Origin of the sequence: Pragia fontium DSM 5563 = ATCC 49100, from assembly GCF_900112475.1 — a bacterium.
Taxonomy (GTDB): Bacteria; Pseudomonadota; Gammaproteobacteria; order Enterobacterales; family Enterobacteriaceae; genus Pragia; species Pragia fontium.
Map to the genome: position 1 here is coordinate 119991 of NZ_FOLW01000008.1, position 25737 is coordinate 145727.

Sequence of the window (25737 nt, forward strand, 5' to 3'; positions counted from 1 at the left end):
AGATGGAATAAAAACGCTTAACTGATCGGCATTACGCTTAAGCGTCCTTTTCTATTTCTATTTTCTCTCTTATCTGACAGCACTATCCGCTACAAACGGATTAGTCAGGCGTTCATCGCCGAATGTTGACATTGGCCCATGTCCGGGAATGAACTGGACGTCGTTGCCTAAAGGCCAGAGTTTTTCACGAATTGAGTTAATCAGATCGGTATAATTACCGCGAGGGAAATCGGTTCGCCCTATTCCACCAGCAAATAACACATCACCGACGGAAGCTAATCTCGATGACTCTGAGAAGAAAATCACGTGCCCCGGCGTATGGCCAGGAGTATGACGAACAAATAGCGTTTCATTACCCACGCTCACTTTATCCCCCTCTTCTAACCAACGATTAGGGGTAAAAGGCGTACAGTTTTCTAAACCAAACCGAGCACTTTGTTCTGCCAAACTCTCTAACAAAAAAGCATCATCTCTGTGTGGGCCAACAATGGGCACGTTGTAACGTTCAGCCATTTCTTTTGCCGCACCAACATGATCCAAATGACCATGGGTCAATAGCACTTGCTCTAAGGTTAACCCCAAACTATCGATTGCCCGCATTAATAACGTGGCTTCACCACCCGGATCAACAATGGCCGCTTTATTGGTCTCTTCACACCAGAGTAATGTGCAATTTTGCTGAAAAGGGGTAACGGGAATAATTTTATATTTCAAAGACCTTCTCCATCGTAACTCATATTATTTTCTGATCATGAAGCAATACTACTGCCTTCTGTCGACTTTGTTTAGTATTCCAGCAGAAATAAAAAAGGTGCCTGAAAAATCGGCACCTTAATCATCAATCAATATTTTGCGTTACCAGTTTCTCACTGGGCCCGTATCCACATGAACAAAGTTACTTGAAGGATAATAACCCACGCCACCCGATTTCATTTTTAACGCCGCATCGCGCAGCGTTTTTAATGGAACACCAACAATACGGATATCTGCCGCTTGACCAAGGGTATGATAGCTATGTTTAGCAACGCCACGTTTGCTTGCTCTCATTTGATTATTACTATTGACGCTACGATAACCGCAAATCAATTCAAGTTCTTTATTGCCAAACTGCTTTTGTAGATAATAGAGTTTATCATACAGCTTTGGATCAATAGTGATGACCTGATTGGTTCGACGATCGCGGAAGATATGATTTAAGCGAGCCAACTCTTTTTTATCGTAGCTCTTACCGTTGAAATAGGTAGACTTGATCGTTTCATTGGTATTGATATTCTTAACCAGCAAAGTTCGGGTTCGTACCTGACTTTTGCTTTTAGTTGTAGAGGTTTTAGTTGGAGCCGCCAATACAACATCAGGAATAAGTACTAAACCTAAAGTCGCTCCGCCAATTGCCAGCCACTTCCGGCGATGATGATCAATTTTATCCATATATCTGTTTATACTCAGTAACGCTGTTTACATTGTGAATCGCATTCGTTGGTTGCTTATCAGCTGATTAACACTATCTGCTGAAATAAGCTACTCGCCATACTGGCAACAGAAAACCAACGAATATGATTTAATATCAATAAGTAGAGTAACCTGTAATTGAAAACAGTCCAGCATTTGACTGTTTCACGGGCGCTTAAAATGTAAGCGCCCGTTAATACATGTTTATTATGACAACAAAAACGAGAGGATTACTGCATTAACGCAATAATTTTTCTACCTGAGGTAATTCTTTAATCCCTTCTTTTGCTGCACGATCGTAGCCATAGATATCACTACGAAACTCAGGATTACCCTCCGCAGACACCCAGGCAGTCATATAGTATAACTGAACCGGTATTTTTTCACGGATAGGGGCATAAGTAGTATTACCTCGCTTAAGCGTTCCCTGAATTTTATTATCGTCCCATCCGGCCTCATTTAATAACATATTTGCCAGTTCAGACGCTTTATTCACCCGCACACATCCCGAACTTAATGCGCGCATGCTCTTATCAAACAAGCGATGGTTAGGGGTATCATGCAAATAGATAGCATCATTATTCGGCATATTGAACTTAAATCTGCCCAGTGCATTACCGCGGCCAGGTGCCTGCTGTAGACGATAGTTTCCACCCTCAGACCAATCAATGGTACTTGGGTCAACAACCTCAGCATCCCTTCCCCAACCGGAGTAAACGGTATAGCCCTGACGCTTCAAGTATTCTGAATCACGTTTAGCTTTTGGTACCAAATCTTCACGGATCAGTTTCACTGGCACGTTCCATGGTGGGTTAACCACCACGTTATTTAGCGCACTGCTCATCAACGGTGTTTTACGTCTGGTTGAACCTACAATCACTTTCGATTCAAGGATCAACTTACCATCAACATAGTAAGCCAGCGAGTAATCTGGAATATTCACAAAAATACCGTGATCCAGTGTCGCCGGTAATAAGCGTAACCGTTGGATATTTAGCGCTAATACCGCCGCTCGGATTTGTGGCGCCATATTCAAGGCATCGCGGGTACTGTTGCCAATGACTCCATCCGCATCCAGACCATACATTTGCTGAAAACGCTTCACCGCATCAACCAATTCAGGAGAATAAACCAGAGATACGGGTTTCTTGACCTTAGTTGTGGTTTCATCAGCCAATGGCGCGTTATCTTCAACGGCAGTCTCTTCCCCCGCCATAACACCGCTACGGATAAGAATTTCTTTTAATACCAGAACATCTTTGCTGCTGTTACCCGGACGCAAACTTTGCTTAGATGCAGTCAGCTGTGGCCAAGCCTCTGTAGGTTGAGCACTTGCCACCAGCGATTTCAGCGCATGGTGCATTTTATTATACTGAGAGCTCTGTGGTGCTAAACCTTTAAGAAAAGCGCTAACATCACCACTGTGAACTGCCTGTTGCCATTGCTGAATAGCGACCGATGATGGCGCAGCCATCTTATAAGAACCGAAGTTATACAGCCAACGATTGCCATTGGCATAAGCACCGTGAACAAAGTGCAGATAACCCAGTAAAGCATCAGATAAAATCGCATCACGCGCTAAACCAGTAATTTCTGGTTCAGATAGCAGCTTAGCCCATTGACCAAACTGAGGAGCAATACCGGACAAGGCGATTTCGGCCAGCTGTTGCTGAAACTGTTGTTGTACTTTTTCATCAGCCCACTGCGCCTTCATCTCTGAAGCCGCATAAATCACGCTTAGTTCCGACAGATATTTTAATTGTCCTTCTGCAGGTAAAGCTTTTTGTAACGCTTCACGAGCATGAATGACCGTTATTGAACTTTCAGGTTGAGCTTCAGCGACAGTTTCCGATAAGGTCACCGCAGCTTCAATTGGCGCATTAACTTCTGCTTGATTAACTACCGCAACTTCATCAGCCCATCCTAAGGCCGGGAATGTCACTAATGTAGCTAACGTACACTTTATCGTTAAGCTTTGGAGAATTTTTCGTTTTACCAACAACATCCTTTGTCTCCTACTTTGTAAAAACTAACCATTATTCACTATGCCTCATTTGAGTTTTACTATGGCTTGATAAATATGATTTTTACCACACTGAAAAGCATCTCTACCAAAACATCCCTATAAATTGGCATTCGAAAAATTAGGCCGCCAAATGGCGACCTAATAAACAGATTATCGCAGTGAAATAGGAATATACAACTATCTCACACGCTTTTATTGTAACAACTCTTCAGAAAGATCTTCATCGTCGCTGTTGGGCTCATCATCTAATGGTTTGGCAGGTTCCTTCTCTGTACCAAAGCCGCGCAGACCAACCACGTGAACGTGCTCATGATTCTGGAATACCTTACGCACCAACTTGTAGGTTGTACCCTTCTCCGGACTAATATTTTCCGGCGCGGCAATCACCAACTGCATATCCAAACGTTCGCAAAGTTCAAATAACGTCGCGATGGAGTTAGCATCCAGACGCGCCGCTTCATCCAGGAACAGTAAACGACACGGCAGAATATCTTTGCCTCGTAAGCGTTTAGACTCTTCTTCCCAGCTTTGCACCACCATCACCAGAATTGACATCCCGGTACCAATAGCTTCCCCGGTAGACAGTGCGCCACTTTCTGCGCGTAACCATCCGTCAGAACCGCGGAATACTTCAACCTCAAGCTCCAGATAGTTACGGTAATCCAACAGCTCTTCACCAATGGTCTGCGGCGTCCGCTGCCCCATATCGATATGCGGATTTAGACGCTGATACAACTTCGCCAGCGCTTCAGAGAAGGTTAAGCGATTGCTGCTAAACAGATCCTGATGCTGTTCTTGCTGTTCCGATAATACATCCAACAAACCCGCATGAGCTTCGCGTACATTAACGTTTAAACGCACACTCTTAACCTGACCAAAGGCAACGGCCTGTAACCCTTGGTTAAGCATACGAATACGGTTCTGTTCGCGCTGAATGGTCTTGCGAATAATGTTCGCCACGCTCTTGGAACTGATCGCCAGCTTCTGTTCGCGCGCCGTCAGTTCTTCCGTTAAGCGAGCCAACTCAATTTCCATTTGTTCAATGGCTTCTACCGGATCATCGGTGCGAATAATATCCTGACGAATACGCTCACGCAGATGCTGATAAACGGCAATATAGAACTGAATTTTCTTCTCTGGACGCTTAGGATCTTCTGAACCACGTAATACATCGCGTAAATGTTCATTATCGGCAACCGCCAAACGCAGAGCACCTAACGCTTTATCCGACATGGAACGCAAATCTTCGGCATCCATATAGGCCAGTTCGCGGCGGTGTAAACGACGTTCAACGTCATTGTCTTTTACCAAGCGCATCACCAGACACCAGCCAGCTTTGGCTGTCACTACCTGTTCCCGTACCTGATGATAATCACGCTCAACCTTGCGCAGTTTCTTCTGTAGGCTATCCATCTCCGCTTCACAGAAGGTTATCTGCTTCTCCAGTTGATTGCAGCGTTGGCGATTCTGACTTAATCCAGTGTAAAGCTCGTCACGACGTTGCTTAGCTCGCGCTTCTGCATTCGGGTCAGCCTGAACACCAATATCCTGTAATTCCTGCCCTAACTCTTTCAGCATGTCGCGTTTAGCTTCATAAGAGCTCTTCAGCGATGCCAATACTTGATTAAACTGGGCAGACTGCGCCTGATAAGAACGCAGTTGTTCTCTGTAACGGCTACGCTCTGCTTCCGCATGCTCCAGGCGCTGACGCAATTTATCATTCAGATCAGAGTTTTCTGTCAGCATGCCAGCAGAATCGCTATAACTGAAGTGAACTCGACGTTGCACTATTTCGGTTAATGCGAAGGCCTGCTGTTTTGCCTGACGCTGTGTATTCTGTGCCTGCGTATAGCTGGCCTGTAAGTTTTCATGCTGAGTCGGATCGCTTTGCAATACTGAAACGATCGGCTCTAATTTCGCCAACGTTACACCATGTTGTTGAACATAGCGTGCCGCTTCTTGAGCCTCTTCTAAATCTTCACGAATGACTTCAACTCGTTCAATCAGCGTATCATCCGCCATTAAGTGCAGCTGAGGCATAATACGGTTTAGCTGACTGATACCTTCTCGGACCTGATCAAGCTGCTGTTTATGCTGGCGTTCCTGCCCTTCATGGCCGTTAAGCTCACGCTCAATTTCACCGCGACGAGAAGTCAGCAGGCGAATTTCCGCTTCCGGATCGCTTTCAAATACCACCGAAAGATGGCTACCAACAAAGCGGCTAAAGCTCTGATGTAAACGTTGGGTCTTTTGAACGTCAAAAGAAACGGTAGCGTAACGTTCAGCCAGTTCCTCACGTTGAGCATTCAAAATTTCAAGACGATTCTCTCGGGCTGCACGACCAAAAAGAGGTACTTCCGGGAAGCGGGAATAACGCCATTGACGATCCGATACCTTAACGACAATGGCACCGGCAACTTCTTCCGCCTCAAATACACTGTCATCAAACGACTGCGGATCCCCTTCAATAAGATAGAGATCTTCCGGACAATCGTCTAAAGACTCCAGATGTTCACGAATTAAAGAGAGATCGGGAACCACAATACCGTGACGCGCCGGTCCATATAGGGCCGAGAAATAAGGTGCATCATCCAGCACCACATCGTCATAAATTTCTGACAGTAGAACACCACCGAAACGTTCAGCCAACGCCAATAAGCGCCCATCTTCTGCACCGCTTGGCTGGCTTAACCGTTCAATTTGTTGTTCAACTTCACGTTTCTGTTGGGCTATTTGATCGCGTTCAACCGTTGTTTCACGCTCACGCTCCAACAGATACTGCATCTGTTCAGTAATTTGGGCGCTGTCTTCCAGCGACTCACCACACTGCTCACTTAACTGAGACAGTGCATCCTGAGCCGCAATCCAGGTTGGCGCTCTTTCGGACAAAATTTTAATTTTGCCGTTAGCCTGTTCCAACTCTTGGCGCAGCACCATTCGTTGCTCACTAAAACTTGCTGCCCCTTGGGATAGCTCTTCCAGACGACCTTCCAGTTCACTGCGAACGTCATCCAGTTCTTCCAGTTGGTAATCCTGAGCAGATTTTTTACAAAACTCCTGCAGTAACCGTTCAGCATTTTGCTGTTCACGCAACCGCTGCTCCAGCTCCGAGAGCTGAATACGCAGACCATTGACCCGCTCTGCCTGATGCTGTTGCGATGACCAGTCGCGTAATAGCTCACGCGCAGTTTTCCACGCATCAGCACGGCTGACTTCTCCCGCCATTTTGCAAACTAACTGGTAGGCTTCTTCAAACTGACTATGGGCTGCATCGGCGACGCTAAGTTTCTGCTCCAGTTCTAATAATGCTGCCGTTGCTTCTTGCTCACGGGCAGAGAATGTTTCTAACCATTCATCAGCATTTTCACTGGTTAATTCTGGCAACTGGCAAACGGCACGAGCACGTTCTAAAGCTTGAAGCGCCTGTTGATATTGAATAGCGCGGGTTTGTTGCACATCTAACGCCTGCTGATAATCAGCAAGCTGACTTTTTAGCTCATCCACTTCCAGTTCAGACGCTTCCGCTCTGGCCTGGTGTTCTTCAAGATGCTCATTAGATTCTGCAACCACTTCATTTTGTTCTTCCAAACGGTAGGTCAGCTCGTCTAAATCGCTTTGATAACGCTCGATTTTTTCCTGCTGGCGCATGGCCGTCTGAACCAAATTGAGATGATCGCTGGCGGCCTGATAGTCCATCTCAAGATCGGACTGCGCACCAGACTGCTCGGCTAACTCACGAGACATCTCAACATGGCGATATTGTTCGCTAACCAACTGTGTCCGACTGGTAAACAGCTCACGACGTAGCACCAGCGCCCCATCCAAATGAACCCGACGTTCATTGGCATGACGCATATAGTCCGCGGCTACATAAGACGTGGCTTCTGTAATCAGGTGCTTAAACAAATCCCGGTCAGATTGCGTAACGCGAATAGCTTCCAGCGTCATGCGGTTTTCCCGCAGCGCAGATTCCATATCCTGGAATGCCTTACGCACGCCACTGTTTTCTGGTAATAAATAGTCACGCAAAGAACGGGTTATCGCGCTGGAAATACCACCGTAAAGAGAAGATTCAATCAGACGATAGAATTTACTACGGTCAGATGAAGAGCGCAGGCGTTTAGGAATCACTCCTAAATCAAACATCAGTGCATGATAATCAGCAATGGAGTTAAATTGCTTAAACTGTACGCCTTCTATTGCCTCAACCCGATCTTTAAGCTCCGGCAGCGGCAATACTCTGGCCTGACGCTCACCGACGGTTTCGGTCAAAATTTGTGTCGGTTGAATAGAAGCAGGTAAACCAGAAATCATAAACGGCTTGATATCAACTTTCTTGTCGCGCCCGGCCACCTGTTGTAAACGCACACCGCACAGCACACGCTGATGCCGGGAGTTAACCACATCTAACGTGGCATAACAGACGCCGGCTTTCAGCTTACCGTATAAACCTTTATCTCTGGAACCGCTGGTAGCACCTGCTTCCGTAGTATTACGGAAATGCAACAGCGTCAGGTCGGGAATCAGAGCCGTGACAAAAGCCGCCATGGTGGTGGATTTACCCGCCCCGTTACCACCAGAAAGTGTCGTCACCAGTTCATCAAGGTCAAACGTTCGGGCAAAAAAACCGTTCCAGTTAACCAGCGTTAACGAGCGAAACTTACCGCGTTCAATCATTCCTGTTCTTCCTCCGCGTTCTCCGCTGTGTTCTCAGTATTTTGGTCATCATCAGACAAGGATAGCTTGTTTTCCAACGGCATTGCCTCACCATCACGTATCATACGTAACTGGGCTTCACGCGGATCATCACTACTGCGAACATCGGCACCAAAGCGGAAAACCGACTCATTAATACGAAACTTGCTGCTATCAGTCCCTACAAAAGTCACCATGCCCAGACGTCGCAAGCGATTCAGGGAAGTTCGCACTTTCTCCTGCAGTTTTTGGCGATCGACATCAGAACCGGTTGAGCGCTGATTAACATATTTCAATAGTTTGCTTTCATCAGAGAGCGAAATCAGTTCTTCATACAATTCCTGACCGCTAAAAATTCCCTCTTGAGCCAGCCTTTCCGGGCTAAGGTAGAGATAGCACAGAATTTTACCAACCATCATATCCAGTTCAGACAGTACCGAACGAGCAATCAAGGTGGTAGACCGAGGACGTAGGTAGAAAAACCCCTCCGGCGCACGAATCAACTCGACGTTATAACGCTGATAAAACAATTCCAGCTCATCCTGATAGTCCATCAAGAAGGCATGATTGTCTAACTCGTCGATACCAATATGACGACCCGCGCGTAATAGGCTATCCAGCGCGGGAAACAGCGGATTTGCAATAGCTTGAGCCAGCTTAGCCGGCATATTTTGTTCAATATTTGTCGATGACATGGGCCTGCACCTTGGCTCCGAAATCGTTAATTGACTGCCATTCGGCAGGCAATCCGGAGAAATCAGCATCTGCTACCCCTAATCTAACGGCCTGATCGACTAACAGTCGAGCAACGTCAAAATGGCGGGAGCGTGGGAATTGAGTCAAATAACTGCGCATTACCGCACCGAGATCGAGCGGACGCGCATCGCGCCGATATACCTCAAGTGCAACTTCAATATGCGCCGCAATCTGTTCTCGCATTTCAGTAAATTCTTCAAATTCTAAATCTGGCGGTAGTTCACCGGTGACTTCCTCACTGCGTAGAGCCAGCTCCTCATCACGCATGTCATACAAACGTTCCGCATTGGCATAGGTTAAAGCCCACGGCTGATCAAAATAGGTTTGCAGAGTTTGACGAAGACGTTGAGAAAACACGCGGTTTTTATCCATATCGATAGCGGTACGGATAAACTTATGAACATGTCGATCGTAGCCAATCCACAGATCGATAGCCTGTTGACCCCAGCTAATAATACGATCCAGCTTGGACTGGAGATCCATCACTAGATTATCAACAAAATGTAATTCAAGATTGTCTACGGTAGCATCCTGAATACGCAGTAAATTGGCCTGCAGTTTATCTCCTGCCGCCTCTAGCGTATCCTGAAGTTCACGTAAGGTGCCGGAGGTTTCCATCAACAGTAATTCACAGCTAGAGATGGCGGCACGCCAATCCTTACCTAACAGGGCAGCGATATCATCTTTTACATTTTGCTGCTGCTCATCCATTATGCGCTGGGTTAAATCGATACTGTCAAAAATCTCCGCAACGGAATATTTTAATGGCGCAAAAACGTTTCGATGCCAATGGAAATCATCACCGCCCTCTTCAGCCGCTTCAGCCGCGCGCTTCAATTCCTGAGCCACAATAGATAATTGCATTGACAAACGTAGCGTGGAAAACTCACGCTGACGAATATAATAATCAGTAATACCAATCCCCAAAGGGGTTAAACGATAAATGGCATTACCGTCTGCCAGTTCGCTAGTAAAGCGGTTTAAAAGTCGCTGTTTAACCAGATCGTTAATGGCATTGTTTGCACGTACGGCTACCGTTTCATTCGTTTGCTCAAACGCTTTACTGACCAGCCTAAAGGCGTCAACCAACTCACCTTCATTCATTTCACCGTCCAGACGATCGCTATTCAGCGTCGCGATGGCCAACAGAAATGCCAGACGCTCCGTCGGTAATGACAATGAGAAATCATTTTTACGTGCCCAGGCGACCAGTTCAGGTACAGTCTGGGAAAACTCACTCATAATTCATCCTTTACGTTTGATTCGTTTGGCTTTTGTGCCATAACATGAATATAACGCCCCAAACTGACAAACGGCTCTTGCTGGCAATAACGTAGTTCCAATGCCAATAAGGCAGCAAAATCCTGTTGTTGTTGCTGTTTATTCTGTGCGTAGTCATGGAATACCCGAACGCCGCTTTTACTGATGATTGACAGCTGCATATCCTGTAACCAGTCATAAACCTGTTGAGGGTGTAATGGCCGATCTGGAGACAACGTTCGCTTTTTCTTCTTCTGCATTCCGGCATCAATATAGCCAAAATTGCCGAGGGTAATATTTCTAAATAGCAAAGCATCATAATTATAAAACATTAATGACAGCATACCTTCCGGTCGCAGACATTGAGTTAATGCTTGCAATGCACCTCGCTGATCCTGAATCCATTCCAAAACCGCGTGAAACAATATCAGATCTACCGGCTGTTCTAAATGAACGGATATATCCTGAACAGCACAGTGTATAAATTGTATATTATGGCTAACGCCTTTTTCTATGGCGGCCTGTTCTGCTCTTTTCAGCATCTCTATGGAAATGTCACAAAAAATGACCTGATGACCGCGGGCAGCCATTTCACAAGCCATCACGCCTTCACCACCACCCGCATCAATAATACGCAATTGACGCTGTGGTATCAAAGATAGCCAACGTTCCAGATCTTGCCAAAGCACCGCCTGACGGATCTCCCCTTTGGTTGTGCCATAAATATTACGAGAAAACTTCTCCGCAATATCATCAAAGTTACGATCTTTTATGGCATCCAAATTTAACCCCGTTGGTACTTATTATACTGGCTAATATTTAACTTATCGGTTTATCAACCTGCTATTTTGACACAGGCTGATATAGAATAAATCTTATTCATTGTGACATGATGCCTAAATGGCTTATTTTTGTACAACACATCGGAAACTCAATGTTATTCATCCTGAAAAAAATCATTGGTAATCTACTGCTTCCTTTACCTTTCCTGCTCTTATTGATGGCGATTGCCTTGGCTCTACTGTGGTTTAGCCGTTGGCAAAAAAGTGCCAAAGTATTACTTAGCCTCAGTTGGTTAAGCTTACTGCTACTCAGTATACAACCTGTAGCCGATCGGTTGTTGATGCCGTTGGAAAATCACTATTCGACCTATCAGGAAAAAACACCGGTTGATTACATTGTGGTACTCGGTGGTGGCTATACTTACAATGCCGACTGGGCTCCCAGCTCCAACCTGTTCTCCAATAGCCTACCCAGAGTAACTGAAGGCGTACGGCTTTATCGAGAACATCCCGGAGCCAAAATGATTTTTACTGGCGCAGAAGCCATATCCAACCCCGTTTCAAACGCCAAAGTTGCCGCTATAGTTTAGGTGTACCTGAGCAGGATATTATTGCCTTACCTCAAGCCAAAGACACCATAGAGGAAGCTCAGGCTGTTGCTCAACTCGCAGGCCAAAAGAAAATATTATTAGTCACTTCCGCCAACCATTTACCCAGAGCAATGAAAATATTTCAGTCTGCCGGATTAGATCCTATCCCCGCGCCTGCAAATCAACTTGCCACACAGGGACCGCTTAATCCTTGGGAGAAAATATTCCCTTCCGCCAACTACCTGTCACACAGCGAACGGGCATGGTATGAAACGTTAGGTAGTTTATGGTTAAATCTGAAAGACTGACCCGATCTTCTTAATCTACATCAAATCTGTTTACCGGCCATTCCATCCTGATTGGCCGGTGATTTTTCTGTCAGACAAGCTCAACGTGTATGGCCCAGCACTTTCCGCACATGGTCTAAATCTTCCTGAGTATCGACACCAACCGCCGGAATCTCTTTAGCCGCTTCAACGTGAATCTTCTCGCCGTACCATAGCACGCGTAATTGTTCTAACATTTCTACTTGTTCTAACGGACTGGGTGCCCAATGAATATAGCGACGAATAAAACCGGCACGATAAGCATAAATGCCGATATGTCGTAGATAAAAGTCACCGATATCCTGCTGTGAAACCATAAAACGATTTCTGTCCCAAGGAATGGTCGCACGTGAGAAATAAATAGCGTAACCCTTACTATCAATCACCACTTTAACCGCATTAGGGTTAAACGCTTCCTCAACAGAAGTGATAGGAACGGCCAGCGTCGCCATTCCTGCATCAGAATGAGCTAAATTATCGGCAACCTGATGAATAATCGCCGGTGGAATAAGTGGCTCATCACCTTGGACGTTGACAATAATTTCATCATCACTAAATTTATAATGCTCAATAACCTCAGCCAAACGCTCCGTTCCGGAACTATGGTCTGGGCTGGTCAGACAAACTTCACCGCCTGCGGCCTCAACCGCCTGCTTAACGTCAAGATGGTCCGTTGCCACGATCACTCTGGAGGCACCAGATGCTAACGCCTTCTCCATCACGTGAACCACCATCGGCTTACCGGCAATATCCGCCAGTGGTTTGCCTGGTAAACGGGTTGAAGCAAAGCGGGCGGGAATAATCGCGATAAAACTCATGCGGTTTTCTCATCAACAGTTAATTGACGCGCTTCGGTTTCCAGTAAAACCGGAATACCATCACGGATGGAGAAAGCCAAACCATCGACTTTACAAACCAGCTCTTGATGCTCTTTATTAAAAGCCAGTTTTCCGTTACAAACCGGACAGGCAATGATTTCCAGCAGACGATGATCCATGCGCGACCTCTATTTATCGAACAATTAATTCAATTTCTATAACCGCAAAGAATATCATATTTCCCCCGAAGATTTAACGATAAACGTATACTTAGCTGGCGCGATCGCCACAGGCAAAAAATGAAAGAAAAATGAAATCAGATAAGCCAAAACAGACTAGCTATTTTTTTGCGGGATCTTAGCCAGAATCAAGCCAAGCAGATTTAGCCCATCATCAGTAGGCAGCTCCGCATCCACCGGTAAATACCACCAGTTTTGTGCGGCGAAACTACGGCATTTGACCGCATCTTTTTCCGTCATCAGTAAAACCTGTCCAGCGTTAGCTAAAGGAGAAAGCAGTGATTCACTATAAGGTTGATGATCGGCAAAAGCATGGGTTTGCTCCGGGACAATATTTAAGCTCGCCAATGTTTGAAAAAAACGGGGAGGATGACCAATACCGGCCATGGCAACAATGTGCTTTAAATCGGTTACTGCTTTACGTTCACCACTCACCAGATTAATGGCTTCTCCCGGCTTCAGTACCATGGGTATTTCATTACGATGGGCCAGACCACCATTGGTAATTATCGCATCTACCGACGCTAACCGCCCTGCTCGTTCACGCATCGGCCCAGCCGGTAACCACCAACCATTACCAAAACGACGGACACCATCAATAACCACCAGCTCAATATCGCGCTGTAAAGCATAATGCTGGAGTCCATCATCAGTAATGATCACATCCAACGGATATTGGCTCAATAAAGCTTTCACCGCAGAGGCGCGATCGGGTGCTACCGCAACGGGCGCGCCAGTCCGTTGAAAAATCAGTACCGGTTCATCCCCGGCCATATCCGTTGTTGTGGTCTGTTCCAATACCAAAGGGTAACGTTCGGCTTTTCCACCATAACCTCGGGAAACGACACCAACCTTGATTCCCTGCTGTTGTAGGTTTTCTACCAGCCAAATCACTACCGGTGTTTTTCCATTGCCACCGGCAGTCAGATTACCCACCACCACAATCGGTAACGGGGCTCGCCATGATTTCAATAATCCACAGCGGTAACCAAGCCGTCTGATACCACTCACCAGTCCATACAACCACGATAGCGGCAACAGCAATAAATACCACTTTGATTCGCCGGACCAGATGCGCTCAATCATTGGCTAAACTGCATCCGGTGCAATTGAGCATAAGCGCCACTGTTGTTAATTAACGTTGCGTGATTACCCCGTTCAACAATACGCCCATCTTCAATCACCAAAATTTCATCGGCTTTCTCAATGGTTGACAGACGATGAGCAATAACTAATGAAGTACGGTTTTTCTGTAGTTCATCCAGTGCTGCCTGGATTGCACGCTCAGACTCCGTATCCAACGCAGAGGTTGCCTCATCCAGAATCAATATCGGGCTGTCGCGTAATAAAGCTCGCGCTATCGCAATACGCTGGCGCTGTCCACCGGAAAGCAGCACGCCATTTTCACCGATAACCGTATCCAGGCCATTATCCATCTTCTTGATGAAATCCATGGCATAAGCCATGGTCGCCGCTTTCTCTATATCTTCACGGGAATACTGTTCAGTACGCGCATAAGCAATATTATTGGCGATAGTGTCATTAAACAGGTGAACGTTTTGAGAAACCACAGCAACCTGATCGCGTAATGATGGCAGGGTGTACTCACGAATTTCATGGTTATCAATCAGGATTTCACCCTCCTGAATGTCATAAAACCGCGTCAACAAGTTAGCAATAGTTGATTTACCCGAACCAGAACGGCCCACTAAAGCCACAGTTTTACCCGCAGGAATCTTGAAGCTGATATTTCTCAGAGCGGGTTCATCTTTGGTTGGATAGGTAAACGTCACATTGCGTAACTCAACATCACCGTTAACACGCTCAGCGGTTAACTTGCCGGTATCCTGTTCAGGTTCCATATCTAAAATAGCAAACAGCGTCTGGCAGGCTGCCATACCACGCTGGAATTGAGCGTTAACATTGGTGAGTGATTTCAATGGTTTCATTAACGCCACCATTGAAGAAAATACCACCGTAATGGTACCTGCCGTTAACGTATCCATAATGCTGGGGAAACTGGCCGCAAACAATACCAACGCCAACGCCGTTGAAGCAATAAGTTGCACAATAGGATCGGAAATAGCGGAAGCCGCAACCATTTTCATACCCTGCTGACGCATTCTATTACTCACCTTATTAAAGCGAGTGGTTTCAACTTCCTGACCACCAAACAGCAGCACCTCTTTATGGCCCTTCAGCATTTGCTCAGCGCTAGCGGTCACCTGCCCCATGGTATTTTGCATATTCTTACTGATATTACGAAACCGTTTGGAAACATAACGAATCACAAAAGAGACCACTGGCGCCAGTACCACCAAAATCAATGATAACTGCCAGCTGTTATAAAACATGATAGAAAACAGCGCTAAAATATATGCGCCTTCTCTAACCACGGTAATCAGTGCCCCCGAAGAAGAGGATGCAACCTGCTCAGAATCATAAGTAATTCGGGACAGTAAGGTACCGGTTGACTGCTGATCAAAAAACGATACTGGCATATTCATCATATGACCAAACAAACGGCGCCGGATAGTCATCACCACTTTGCCTGAAACCCATGACAGACAATAGGTTGAGACATAGCTGGTAATGCCACGCATCACCATTAGGCCAAGCACGACCAATGGCATCCAAACCAAGACGTTGCTTCCCGCTTTACCAAAACCGTCATCCAGCAATGGTTTTAACAGCGAAAGCATCATGGCATCGGTGCCGGCATTAAAAATCAGAGCTACAGCAGCAACAATCAAACCCAGCTTAAAAGGTCGGATTAATGGCCATAACTGGCGAAACGTTTCCCACGTGGAGAGGTCTTTATCATTCAACATTAGTTACCAACATTATGCGAAATAGCGCGTTATTCTACTCATTATAGGGCGAAGAACCAAACCACTGGTGATACCAACGGGGCATAAAATGTACTCTTAACGTAAGAAATTTATAATAATCCTTATAAAACAATACGCTAACCTGACCAAATTTTGCCGTAGAAATCCATTCTACCTGCGCTTTTTTATACCTTTTCACGACATTCTCCGCAGGCAAGCGCCAGGGATTGTAGCGAGATACTGACGTCAGTGTCATTTTGGGATTAACTGCCTGTATAAATGAAGCTGTCGATGATGTCTTACTGCCATGATGTGGCGTTTGCATCACATCACTCTTCAACTTATCACCATATAGTCTAATTAAACTCAGTTCCTGTGCTTTTTCCAGATCGCCGGTCAGCAATATACTATACCGACCATCGCTGACGCGTATGACACAGCTATGTGCATTATAGGCTCTTTCCACCCTGCTCTGCGGCCAAAGAACATAAAAGGTCAATCCTCTCCAGCGCCAACTATCCCCTTGTTGGCAACTCTCGCCCAACGATAGCGTTGAAGTCCGCAGCCAGGCATCAGGATAAGCCTGTTGTAAATCACTTAAACCACCGGCGTGGTCTGAATCTTGATGGCTGAGTATAATGCCCTCCACCGTTAGTCCATGCCAACGCAGAAAGGGTAAAATCTCTCGTTCCGCCATAGAACCATTACGCCAGCGGTTGCCCGTATCATAAATGATAGCCCGATTCCCTTGCCTGATGACCATGGCTAATCCATGCCCAACATCTAGCATATCAATTCGCCAATTTTCATCGTCTCGCTGCCACAGCGGAAGCAAAGTCAGGAGAAGTATAATCCAGGGCGTAAACAACCCGCATCGCCACAGTGATAAACGCCAGCATATAATTAGCAGCCAGCCGGAAAAACTGATAAGTATCATTTGCTCAGTCACGGTTTCCCAACCATGCTGCAACTTCTCAAGGAGAAAAAGTGTGATGATTATCGAACGATCGGCAATCCACCAGAAAAAAACAGCTAGCGACTGACTCCAACATAGTAGTAAACCGGATAAAATTGCCGGTACGCTAATAAATGAAACAACCGGAACCGCCACCAAATTCCCCAATAAAGCCGTCCAACTAATACCGTGAAAAATGATGATCTGCATTGGAATCAGCAAAATCATCATGGCTATCTGCAAATAGACCCAAAGCACAATTGACCGATAGCGATAACCTATTTGAGCGGGTAAAGGTACCCATTGAAACCAGAAAATTATTCCAGCAACGGCCAGACAAGATAGCCACAGGCTGTCAGATAACACCATTAGCGGATCGGAAATAAGTAACAACGCCACAATCCGTAACCAGACTTGCCAAGGGGTCCAGTTCATCCCATGCCAGCGCAATACCATCCAGATGGATAAAGCAAAAAAGGCCCTTAATGCCGGAGGATTAGCCCCCGATAACCAGACATACAAGGTCGCAATACCCCATCCCACTAACAATGGGAAACGAGGCCCCAAATATCTTACTGAGAATAAAAACTGTATGCCTCGGGCAATTCCCCATCCAAACAACGCTGCTAAAGAAATATGTAGCCCTGATATTGCCATTAGGTGAGCGGTACCGCTTTTAAGAAATACCTGTCGTCTATCCGGTTGGATCATTCCCCGCTCGCCAAAAGCCAGAGCCAATAAAATATCCTGAGATTCTAACGCCTCAGTAAGCTGATAAATGCGGTTAATTAGACTTTGTCGTAGACTTAGCGATGAATCCAATATTTCAGCCGATTTAACCAACCCGGTTAACGGTTGGTGATTGGCCATCGCCCAGCGCTGCTGGTCATATCCACCTTGATTTAAGCGGCTATGAACGGCTCTAAAGAGTATGTTGCCCTGCCATAATTGTCCGGCAAACATCTGCTGGGCAATATCCTGCTTATTGATAGAAAAATAGAGCGGTAGCTGAAACTTTTCCAGCATTGACAGCTCCCTGCCATTAATTTGCCTGATTTGAAATAGAACGCTGCGCTGACCTTCGGCATTGATATTGGCACTGATAACCTTCCCCTGAATATGCGCTGATTGATCCGCATAACGTTCAACCTGCTGCACCATTTGATCTGCGCAAAGAACAGCCCAGAGAAAGCTAAGTAAAAATACTGCAACCAATCTGATTAAAGCCTGGTTAAACACCGCTGCCAGTAGAGCAAATACCGCCAATAACCACCAAATAAACATCGGTGGCAAGGCAGACATGAATAATAACGGCAATATTCCAGCAATCGCAGCAATGGCAATGTGGTCTAAGGATAATGTTGAATACAAGGTAAAATTCCTGAGTAGTTTCTGGCGGCCGTGCCGTCATCAGGAATCGTTTTAAAAAATAGTGGGATTCAATGCTACAGATAACTGATTATTTCTCAGTGCTAATAGCATTTTTTCTCTGTCCAGACTGAACGTTACAATTATATTGCGGGAGAATTCAAAACTTATTGAACACAAATTCTAGGCATAAAAAATCCAGAGATGGTTACCCACTCTGGATTTTATTAGATCATTACCTTTAGTCGAACAGGCTTTATTTACCGCTAATTAAGCGTAAATATTCGCACGATCGCGTAACTCTTTACCTGGCTTAAAGTGTGGAACATATTTGCTTTCCAGCTCCACTTTCTCACCAGTTTTCGGATTACGTCCTACACGCGGGGCTCGGTAGTGAAGAGAAAAACTGCCAAACCCACGGATCTCAATGCGTTCACCACCGGCTAAAGTTACAGCCATATGTTCCAGCATCTCTTTCACTGCATCTTCAACAACTTTTGTTGGTAAATGAGTGTGTCTACTAGCGAGTCTTTCTATAAGTTCAGACTTGGTCATCGTTCCTCCAAGCTTATCAGCTCAACTACCGAAGGGGCGGCAAAACCGCCCCTCGCCATTATTCGCCTTTAGCTGCTTTAAATGCTTCAGCCATAGCGTTAGAGAATCCACCTTCTTCTTGCTTGCCACTGTTATTATTATTAACAGTTGCAACGGCTTCTTTCTCATCTGCTTCATCTTTAGCACGTACAGACAGGCTGATTACACGGTTTTTACGATCAACACCAGTGTATTTTGCTTCAACTTCGTCGCCAACGCTCAGAATAGTTGTCGCATCTTCAACACGCTCACGGCTTGCATCAGAAGCACGCAGGTAACCTTCAACACCACCCGCTAATTCAACTGTAGCACCTTTTGCGTCAACTGCTGTAACTTTACCAGTAACAATTGTACCTTTCTTGTTGATAGCCAGGTAATTGTTAAATGGATCTTCAGCTAATTGCTTAACGCCCAGGGAGATACGCTCACGCTCTGCATCAACTTGCAGAACCACAGCGGCGATTTCGTCACCTTTCTTATAGTCACGAACCGCTTCTTCACCAGCAACGTTCCAAGAGATGTCAGACAGGTGAACCAGACCATCAATACCGCCATCTAAACCGATGAAGATACCGAAGTCAGTGATTGACTTGATCTTACCTTCAACACGCTCGCCCTTATTATGGGTTTCTGCGAATTGCTGCCATGGATTCATCTTGCACTGCTTCAGGCCTAAGGAGATACGACGACGTTCTTCATCGATATCCAGAACCATAACTTCAACCACGTCACCCACGTTAACAACTTTAGATGGGTGAATGTTTTTGTTGGTCCAATCCATTTCTGAAACGTGAACCAGACCTTCAACGCCTTCTTCGATTTCTACGAAGCAACCGTAATCAGTCAGGTTAGTCACACGACCAGTCAGCTTAGTACCTTCTGGGTAACGCTTAGCAATTGCTACCCATGGATCTTCGCCTAACTGCTTCAGACCCAGTGAAACACGGGTACGATCGCGGTCGAACTTAAGAACTTTAACGTTGATTTCGTCACCAACATTAACGATTTCGCTAGGATGCTTAACGCGTTTCCAAGCCATATCAGTAATGTGTAACAGACCGTCAACACCACCCAGATCAACGAATGCACCGTAGTCAGTAAGGTTCTTAACGATACCTTTAACTTCCATGCCTTCTTGCAGGTTTTCTAACAGTTGATCGCGCTCTGCACTGTTTTCAGACTCGATAACAGCACGGCGGGAAACAACAACGTTGTTACGTTTTTGGTCAAGTTTGATAACCTTGAACTCAAGCTCTTTGCCCTCTAAATGCAGCGTGTCACGGACAGGACGAACGTCAACCAGTGAACCTGGTAAGAACGCACGAATGCCGTTAAGCTCAACGGTAAATCCACCTTTGACCTTGCCATTGATAATACCAATAACAGTTGCAGCTTCTTCAGAAGCTTTTTCCAGTGTGATCCAAGCTTCGTGACGCTTAGCTTTCTCACGAGAAAGCAGAGTTTCACCAAAGCCGTCTTCAATAGCGTCTAACGCTACGTCAACTTCATCACCAACCTGGATTTCCAGTTCGCCCTGAGCGTTTTTGAACTGTTCTACTGGGATTGCAGATTCTGATTTCAGACCCGCGTCGACCAGAACAACGTCTTTATCAATAGCGACAACAACGCCGCGTACGATTGAACCCGGACGGGTTTCAATTGTTTTCAGGGATTCTTCAAAGAGTTGAGCAAAAGATTCAGTCATGTTGTTAATCTTCAGGATTCTTTAATTTAACGTCCATCTAACATCCGGTCCGATGGGGTTGTTATACATACCCTGCTTACATCCATGCAACAGAGTTATTCACAAAAGCTCGCCGCTCAAAAATTGAGCACCGAACATGAATTTATTTTAGCACGTCTTGCACATAAACTAATGCCTGTTGAATCACTTCATCCACCGTCATATGGGTGGAGTCCAACATCAGCGCATCTGCCGCTGGCACCAGTGGCGCTACTGTCCGGTTACGATCGCGGTAATCCCGTTCTTGTATTTCGGACAAAAGACATTCAAATTTAACACATTGCCCACTCGCCTGCAACTGATGCATGCGTCTTCTGGCGCGCTCTTCGGCACTAGCATCAAGAAAGATTTTGACCGGTGCATCGGGGAAAACAATCGTTCCCATATCTCGCCCGTCAGCGATCAGTCCAGGTAGTTCCCTAAAAGCGCGTTGACGACGTAACAAAGCTTCACGCACACGAGGAAATGCCGCCACCTTAGAAGCCGCGCTACCAACGGTTTCATTGCGTATTTCGTTGGTGACCGTTTCCCCTTCCAGAATAACTTGAAGCTGGTTTTGTTGTGTCACAAAGCGAACATCCAGATGAATAGCCAATGGAACCAATGCTTCTTCTGAAGCTAAATCGACCTTATGATGCAACGCTGCTAATGCCAAAACGCGATAAATAGCACCTGAATCCAGTAAATGCCAACCCAGCTTTTCAGCCAAAGCCTGACAGAGCGTTCCTTTTCCCACTCCACTTGGGCCGTCAACCGTTATTACCGGCACAACTGCTGCCATATCGAGCTCCTTCAGCCAGAGAAATGATGATTGATACAAATATTATCCGCGCCGATTATACCTATCATCGAGATGAACTGACAGGTTACGAATGACTTAAGATCGTCTGTAATTAACGCAATGTCTTATATATCAATAGGAAAAAGAAACAAAAAAATCAGAATAAATAAACAAGCAGATATGATTAACCGAGGTCATCAGGAAGGAGTGAACTGCGCTATACAGAACAATACGTTGACTGTACAGCGCAGAGAGGCAATATTTACGCCTGTTGGCTTAAGCGGGCGAACTGCTTAAAATAGTCCGGGAACGTTTTGGCAGTACATTTAGGATCCAAAATTGTCACCGGCGTATCCGACAGTGCCACTAACGAAAAGCACATCGCCATACGGTGGTCGTTATAGGTTTCTATTTCTGCATGCTTCAGTTCAGTCGGTGGAGTCACCAGGATATAATCTTCCCCTTCTTCCACCTGCGCTCCGACTTTACGTAATTCCGTTGCCATCGCGTTTAACCGATCGGTCTCTTTAACCCGCCAGTTATAGATATTACGAATACGGGTATCGCCCTTAGCAAACAGTGCCGCCGTTGCAATCGTCATCGCAGCATCCGGAATATGGTTCATATCCATATCAATACCGTTCAATTCACCACGCTGGCATTCAATAAAATCATCACCCCAGATGATTTTAGCCCCCATGGCTTCAAGAACGTCCGCAAAACGAATATCGCCCTGTACACTTTTTTTACCAATGCCGGTAACGCGTACACTACCGCCTTTAATCGCAGCAGCCGCCAGAAAATAGGAGGCAGAGGAAGCATCCCCTTCCACTAAATAGTGCTCGGCAGCGCGATATTGTTGACCGCCTTTAATATGGAAAACCTGATAGTTATCGTGAGTAACTTCAACGCCAAAATCACGCATCATATGTAAAGTAATATCGATATAAGGTTTAGAGACCAACTCCCCTTTAATGGCGATATGCGTATCCTGTGCCGCTAACGGCGCCGTCATCAGTAATGCGGTTAAAAACTGGCTGGATACGGAACCATCAACGGCGATCTCTCCCCCTTGAAAACCACCGCGTAAACGCAATGGTGGATAGTTCTCTTGCTCCAGATAATCAATTTGCGCACCACCCTGACGTAATGCATCAACCAAATGACCAATTGGACGCTCTTTCATTCTGGGTTCACCGGTCAAAATAATATCATTTTGTCCCAGACTTAAAGCCGCCGCCAATGGGCGCATTGCCGTACCGGCATTACCTAAAAAGATTTCCAGTGCACTGTTAGCTTTTAAGGCACCATTAACGCCTTCAATATCACAGATGGTGTGACAATCAGACAGTTGATAATGAACCCCCAGCGCTTTCAATGCGGTTAACATATGACGAACATCATCACTGTCCAGTAAATTGGTCAGTCGAGTCTTGCCTTTCGCCATCGCCGCTAACAGCAATGCTCGGTTAGAAACGCTTTTCGAACCGGGTAAATTGATCGTGCCGTCAAATTTGGCAATAGGTTGTAAGGTTAACGATTCCAACATGAATAAATGTTCTCTTAATAGCTATATTTTTGGTTATAAGTATGTGTTTGCTCAATATAACATTAGGGCTTCAGCGATATTTCAGCGGCCTGAACGGCATGTATCTCTGCGGTATCATAAAGTGGCACGCTGGCATCTTCTGCACTCACCAGTAGACCAATTTCGGTACAGCCCAAAATAATCCCTTCAGCGCCCTGACTGGCTAATTTCTGCATGATTCGCTGAAATTCCCGACGCGATGCCGCATCAATCTTTCCAAGGCATAATTCTTGATAAATCACTCGATGAACAATCTCACGGTCGGCTTCATCAGGTACAATCACCTTGATACCATGATTCTCGCTCAAACGCCCCTTATAGAAATCTTGTTCCATGGTAAAGCGAGTACCCAGCAAACCAACCGTTTTTATCCCATCCTGTTTAATCACGTCAGCGGTCGCATCCGCAATATGACATAACGGAATTGAAACCGATGCCCCGATCAGGTCATACACTTTGTGCATGGTATTGGTACAAATAATCAAAAAATCGGCACCTGCGGCCTCAAGCCGTTGTGCAGCATCAGCCAAACGTGCCCCTGCGGCGGCCCAATCACCCTGATGTTGCAGATGTTCTATCTCTTGAAAATCTACGCTATACAGCACAACTTTCGCTGAGTGCAAGCCACCTAATTTTTGCTTAATCGTTTCATTAATATGACGATAATAAGGAATAGTTGATTCCCAACTCATCCCCCCAATAAGTCCAATAGTTTTCATTGATTCGCTCTCCTAGCTTCAATGTGCATTTCTCAATCGAATAAACTCATCAATATGAAAATGCTTTTATTTCAACGGGCACGTATATTGCCCGTTGGTACACTAAATAAAGAAATCATTCATTCGTCTGAACAATTAGCCATGGCGACGTTCAAAATCAGCCATGAACTCTGTTAAAGCCTGGATACCAGCTAACGGCATCGCGTTATAAATAGAGGCACGCATTCCACCCAATACCCGGTGCCCTTTTAACGCATGTAAACCCGCCGCATTCGCCTCTTCCAGAAACACTTTATCCAGCTCACCGTCCGCCAGTTGGAACGGCACGTTCATCCAAGAGCGGTTAGCTATTGCGATGCCGTTACGGTAGAAATCACTGTTATCAATAAAGTTATATAAATGAGATGACTTCTCTTCATTACGGCGAGCCATCTCGGTTAACCCACCCTGCGCCTTCAACCATTTGAACACCAAACCTGACAGATACCAGGCAAAGGTTGGCGGTGTGTTAAACATCGAGTCATTAGCATCCAGTACGCTATAGTCCAAAATGGATGGCGTTTCTTTACGCGCTTTCCCTAACAAATCTTCGCGCACAATAATCACGGTGATTCCTGCTGGTCCGATATTCTTTTGTGCACCGGCATAAATCAGGCCAAAGCGGCTAACGTCAATTGGCCGAGACATGATGGTGGAAGAAAAATCTGCGACCACCACCTTGTCACCGAAATCAGGCTGTTCATCAATCGCTACGCCATCAATGGTTTCATTCGGGCAGTAATGAACGTAGGCGGACTTATCATTCAGTGCCCATTCTTTCATTGGCTTAATACCCATCAAGCCATTAACGTTAGTTTTCACATCAATAACGTTAGGATTACAGTACTTTTCGGCTTCCTGAACGGCACTGTGCGCCCAGTACCCACCGTCAATATAGTCAGCCTGATTATGATTCCCCAGAATATTCAAAGGTACTGCGGCAAACTGCGCCCGAGCACCACCGTGAGAGAACAGCACTTTATAGTTATCTGGCACTTTTAACAGGTCACGTAGATCCTGTTCAGCCGTCTCTGCAACCTGAATAAACTCTTTACTGCGGTGACTAATCTCCATGACCGAGGTGCCCAAACCTTGCCAATCACAGAGTTCCTGTTGCGCTTGACGTAACACCTCAACCGGTAACATCGCCGGCCCTGCACTAAAATTAAATACCTGCGCCATTTATCTTCACCGCCCTGATTAAAGATTATTTCAATGAGATTATTACAAACGAGATTATCGGTTTTATCATTCACTTAGATTTGCTGCAATGCTTATTGTGAATATGACTAGATTAAATTTTCTCTGAAAGATAAATAGTCAGTTCAGCTCCTGCAGGATGTTACCCCTATATGATTTTAAAAAACGAATGAATAATCCAGACATAGAAAAAACAATAGCGAATAACATCGATTTATCCGCAATTTAAAGGGAAACTTATTTTCAACTAATCTGTTGTACAAGGCACTGCAGTCTTTTCTGCATGCTGCTTATTAACCTGATTATCCTTCAGATAATCCATTACGCTACTGGATGTCAGCTTAAAGGTAGGTGAAATATCCATTCCGGCGCTTTTCAATCCTTTAGCCGTCCATTTATTACAGGTGTTCAAAATATAATAACGACCGACGGCCGCATAGAATTGACTATTGCCATAAATTCCACGTTTTAAGGGAATAATTTTTTCCTGTTCATCCTTCTCAAAACTGTTAGCAATAAACCTCATCAAACTATTCAATTGATTATCTGTCAGCTGAATGCCAAACACATCGCTTTCACGAAAAAACTGTTGTGGATTTGTTGGTACCGAAACAACGTGCATCACAGCTCCCGAGGACCAAAACATAGCCTGTAAAGTGAGTCCTGAAGTTACTTCCTGTGCCTGATAAAATCCCTTATCTCCCCAACCAAACTCATACCAGTTTCCATCACTGAAGCGATCGGATAACGAGGGAACATAAACATTCATTTTTTTAGCGGGAACAATGATACCAGTATGCCAGCCGTGACTAACAATATATGCCTGATGAGAAACTGTATTTTCTGATTCTGGCAAAGACGTGACAACAGAAGGTAGGGAGGAACAGCCGGTCAGAAAAAAAACGGTAGCAACAAACAGTAAATGAAAGGCTTTAAGCACCTGAAATATCCTTCTAAATGAACTTATCCCTAATCAG

19 protein-coding genes and 1 pseudogene are annotated in these 25737 nt (G+C 45.5%); 1 reads left to right on the top strand and 19 read right to left on the bottom strand.

From position 1 onward, the window contains the following. Nucleotides 1-69: 69 nt before the first annotated feature. The 7 genes from BMZ28_RS12525 to cmoM form a co-directional block, all read right to left on the bottom strand. Nucleotides 70-714, bottom strand: coding sequence for an MBL fold metallo-hydrolase (locus tag BMZ28_RS12525; protein WP_074823613.1), 645 nt, complete (start codon nt 712-714; stop codon nt 70-72). 141 nt (nt 715-855) lie between these two features. Beyond that, nucleotides 856-1428, bottom strand: a complete 573-nt coding sequence (gene mepK / locus BMZ28_RS12530; RefSeq protein ID WP_047781339.1) for a peptidoglycan L,D-endopeptidase MepK — start codon at nt 1426-1428, stop codon at nt 856-858. Between the two features lie 259 nt (nt 1429-1687). Beyond that, nucleotides 1688-3454 carry a L,D-transpeptidase gene (gene ldtD, locus BMZ28_RS12535; protein ID WP_083399689.1) on the bottom strand — a complete coding sequence of 589 codons (1767 nt, stop codon included), beginning with the start codon at nt 3452-3454 and terminating at the stop codon, nt 1688-1690. Between the two features lie 213 nt (nt 3455-3667). Then, nucleotides 3668-8152: a chromosome partition protein MukB gene (gene mukB, locus BMZ28_RS12540; protein ID WP_074823616.1), complete on the bottom strand. Its 4485-nt coding sequence runs from the start codon at nt 8150-8152 to the stop codon at nt 3668-3670. Then, a complete protein-coding gene (mukE, locus tag BMZ28_RS12545; protein ID WP_047781341.1) occupies nt 8149-8865 on the bottom strand; it encodes a chromosome partition protein MukE in 717 nt (238 codons plus the stop codon). Before mukE ends, mukB begins: the two co-directional genes overlap by 4 nt. Continuing rightward, on the bottom strand, nt 8846-10168 hold the full coding sequence (gene mukF, locus BMZ28_RS12550; RefSeq protein WP_047781342.1) for a chromosome partition protein MukF: 1323 nt from the start codon (nt 10166-10168) through the stop codon (nt 8846-8848). The genes mukE and mukF overlap by 20 nt, the downstream gene beginning before the upstream one ends. Beyond that, nucleotides 10165-10959, bottom strand: a complete 795-nt coding sequence (gene cmoM / locus BMZ28_RS12555; RefSeq protein ID WP_047782673.1) for a tRNA uridine 5-oxyacetic acid(34) methyltransferase CmoM — start codon at nt 10957-10959, stop codon at nt 10165-10167. Before cmoM ends, mukF begins: the two co-directional genes overlap by 4 nt. 161 nt (nt 10960-11120) lie before the next feature. Between cmoM and elyC the strand changes: the two are divergent. Next, a pseudogene (elyC, locus tag BMZ28_RS12560) lies at nt 11121-11866 on the top strand (envelope biogenesis factor ElyC). Between the two features lie 80 nt (nt 11867-11946). On the opposite strand, the gene kdsB reads toward elyC, so the two are convergent. The 12 genes from kdsB to BMZ28_RS12620 form a co-directional block, all read right to left on the bottom strand. After that, nucleotides 11947-12702, bottom strand: coding sequence for a 3-deoxy-manno-octulosonate cytidylyltransferase (gene kdsB, locus BMZ28_RS12565; RefSeq protein ID WP_047781344.1), 756 nt, complete (start codon nt 12700-12702; stop codon nt 11947-11949). Continuing rightward, on the bottom strand, nt 12699-12881 hold the full coding sequence (locus tag BMZ28_RS12570; RefSeq protein WP_047781345.1) for a Trm112 family protein: 183 nt from the start codon (nt 12879-12881) through the stop codon (nt 12699-12701). The genes kdsB and BMZ28_RS12570 overlap by 4 nt, the downstream gene beginning before the upstream one ends. Before the next feature lie 156 nt (nt 12882-13037). Beyond that, complete coding sequence (gene lpxK, locus BMZ28_RS12575) at nt 13038-14027, bottom strand: tetraacyldisaccharide 4'-kinase (protein WP_074823619.1); 990 nt, start codon at nt 14025-14027, stop codon at nt 13038-13040. After that, nucleotides 14024-15772, bottom strand: coding sequence for a lipid A ABC transporter ATP-binding protein/permease MsbA (gene msbA / locus BMZ28_RS12580; protein WP_074823622.1), 1749 nt, complete (start codon nt 15770-15772; stop codon nt 14024-14026). Before msbA ends, lpxK begins: the two co-directional genes overlap by 4 nt. Before the next feature lie 34 nt (nt 15773-15806). Continuing rightward, nucleotides 15807-18098: a DNA internalization-related competence protein ComEC/Rec2 gene (locus BMZ28_RS12585; protein WP_074823626.1), complete on the bottom strand. Its 2292-nt coding sequence runs from the start codon at nt 18096-18098 to the stop codon at nt 15807-15809. A 267-nt stretch (nt 18099-18365) separates the two neighbouring features. Then, entirely contained in the window at nt 18366-18650 is a 285-nt protein-coding gene (gene ihfB / locus BMZ28_RS12590) for an integration host factor subunit beta (protein WP_047781349.1), read from the bottom strand. A 58-nt stretch (nt 18651-18708) separates the two neighbouring features. Beyond that, a complete protein-coding gene (rpsA, locus tag BMZ28_RS12595; protein WP_074823629.1) occupies nt 18709-20394 on the bottom strand; it encodes a 30S ribosomal protein S1 in 1686 nt (561 codons plus the stop codon). Between the two features lie 142 nt (nt 20395-20536). Beyond that, nucleotides 20537-21214, bottom strand: a complete 678-nt coding sequence (gene cmk / locus BMZ28_RS12600) for a (d)CMP kinase (RefSeq protein ID WP_047781351.1) — start codon at nt 21212-21214, stop codon at nt 20537-20539. Between the two features lie 262 nt (nt 21215-21476). Beyond that, entirely contained in the window at nt 21477-22763 is a 1287-nt protein-coding gene (gene aroA / locus BMZ28_RS12605) for a 3-phosphoshikimate 1-carboxyvinyltransferase (RefSeq protein WP_074823632.1), read from the bottom strand. Between the two features lie 62 nt (nt 22764-22825). After that, nucleotides 22826-23521: an aspartate/glutamate racemase family protein gene (locus tag BMZ28_RS12610; protein ID WP_047781353.1), complete on the bottom strand. Its 696-nt coding sequence runs from the start codon at nt 23519-23521 to the stop codon at nt 22826-22828. 135 nt (nt 23522-23656) lie between these two features. Beyond that, nucleotides 23657-24742 carry a 3-phosphoserine/phosphohydroxythreonine transaminase gene (gene serC, locus BMZ28_RS12615; protein WP_047781354.1) on the bottom strand — a complete coding sequence of 362 codons (1086 nt, stop codon included), beginning with the start codon at nt 24740-24742 and terminating at the stop codon, nt 23657-23659. Nucleotides 24743-25007: 265 nt separating this feature from the next. Beyond that, entirely contained in the window at nt 25008-25700 is a 693-nt protein-coding gene (locus tag BMZ28_RS12620) for a TIGR02117 family protein (RefSeq protein WP_235432601.1), read from the bottom strand. Between the last annotated feature and the right edge of the window lie 37 nt (nt 25701-25737).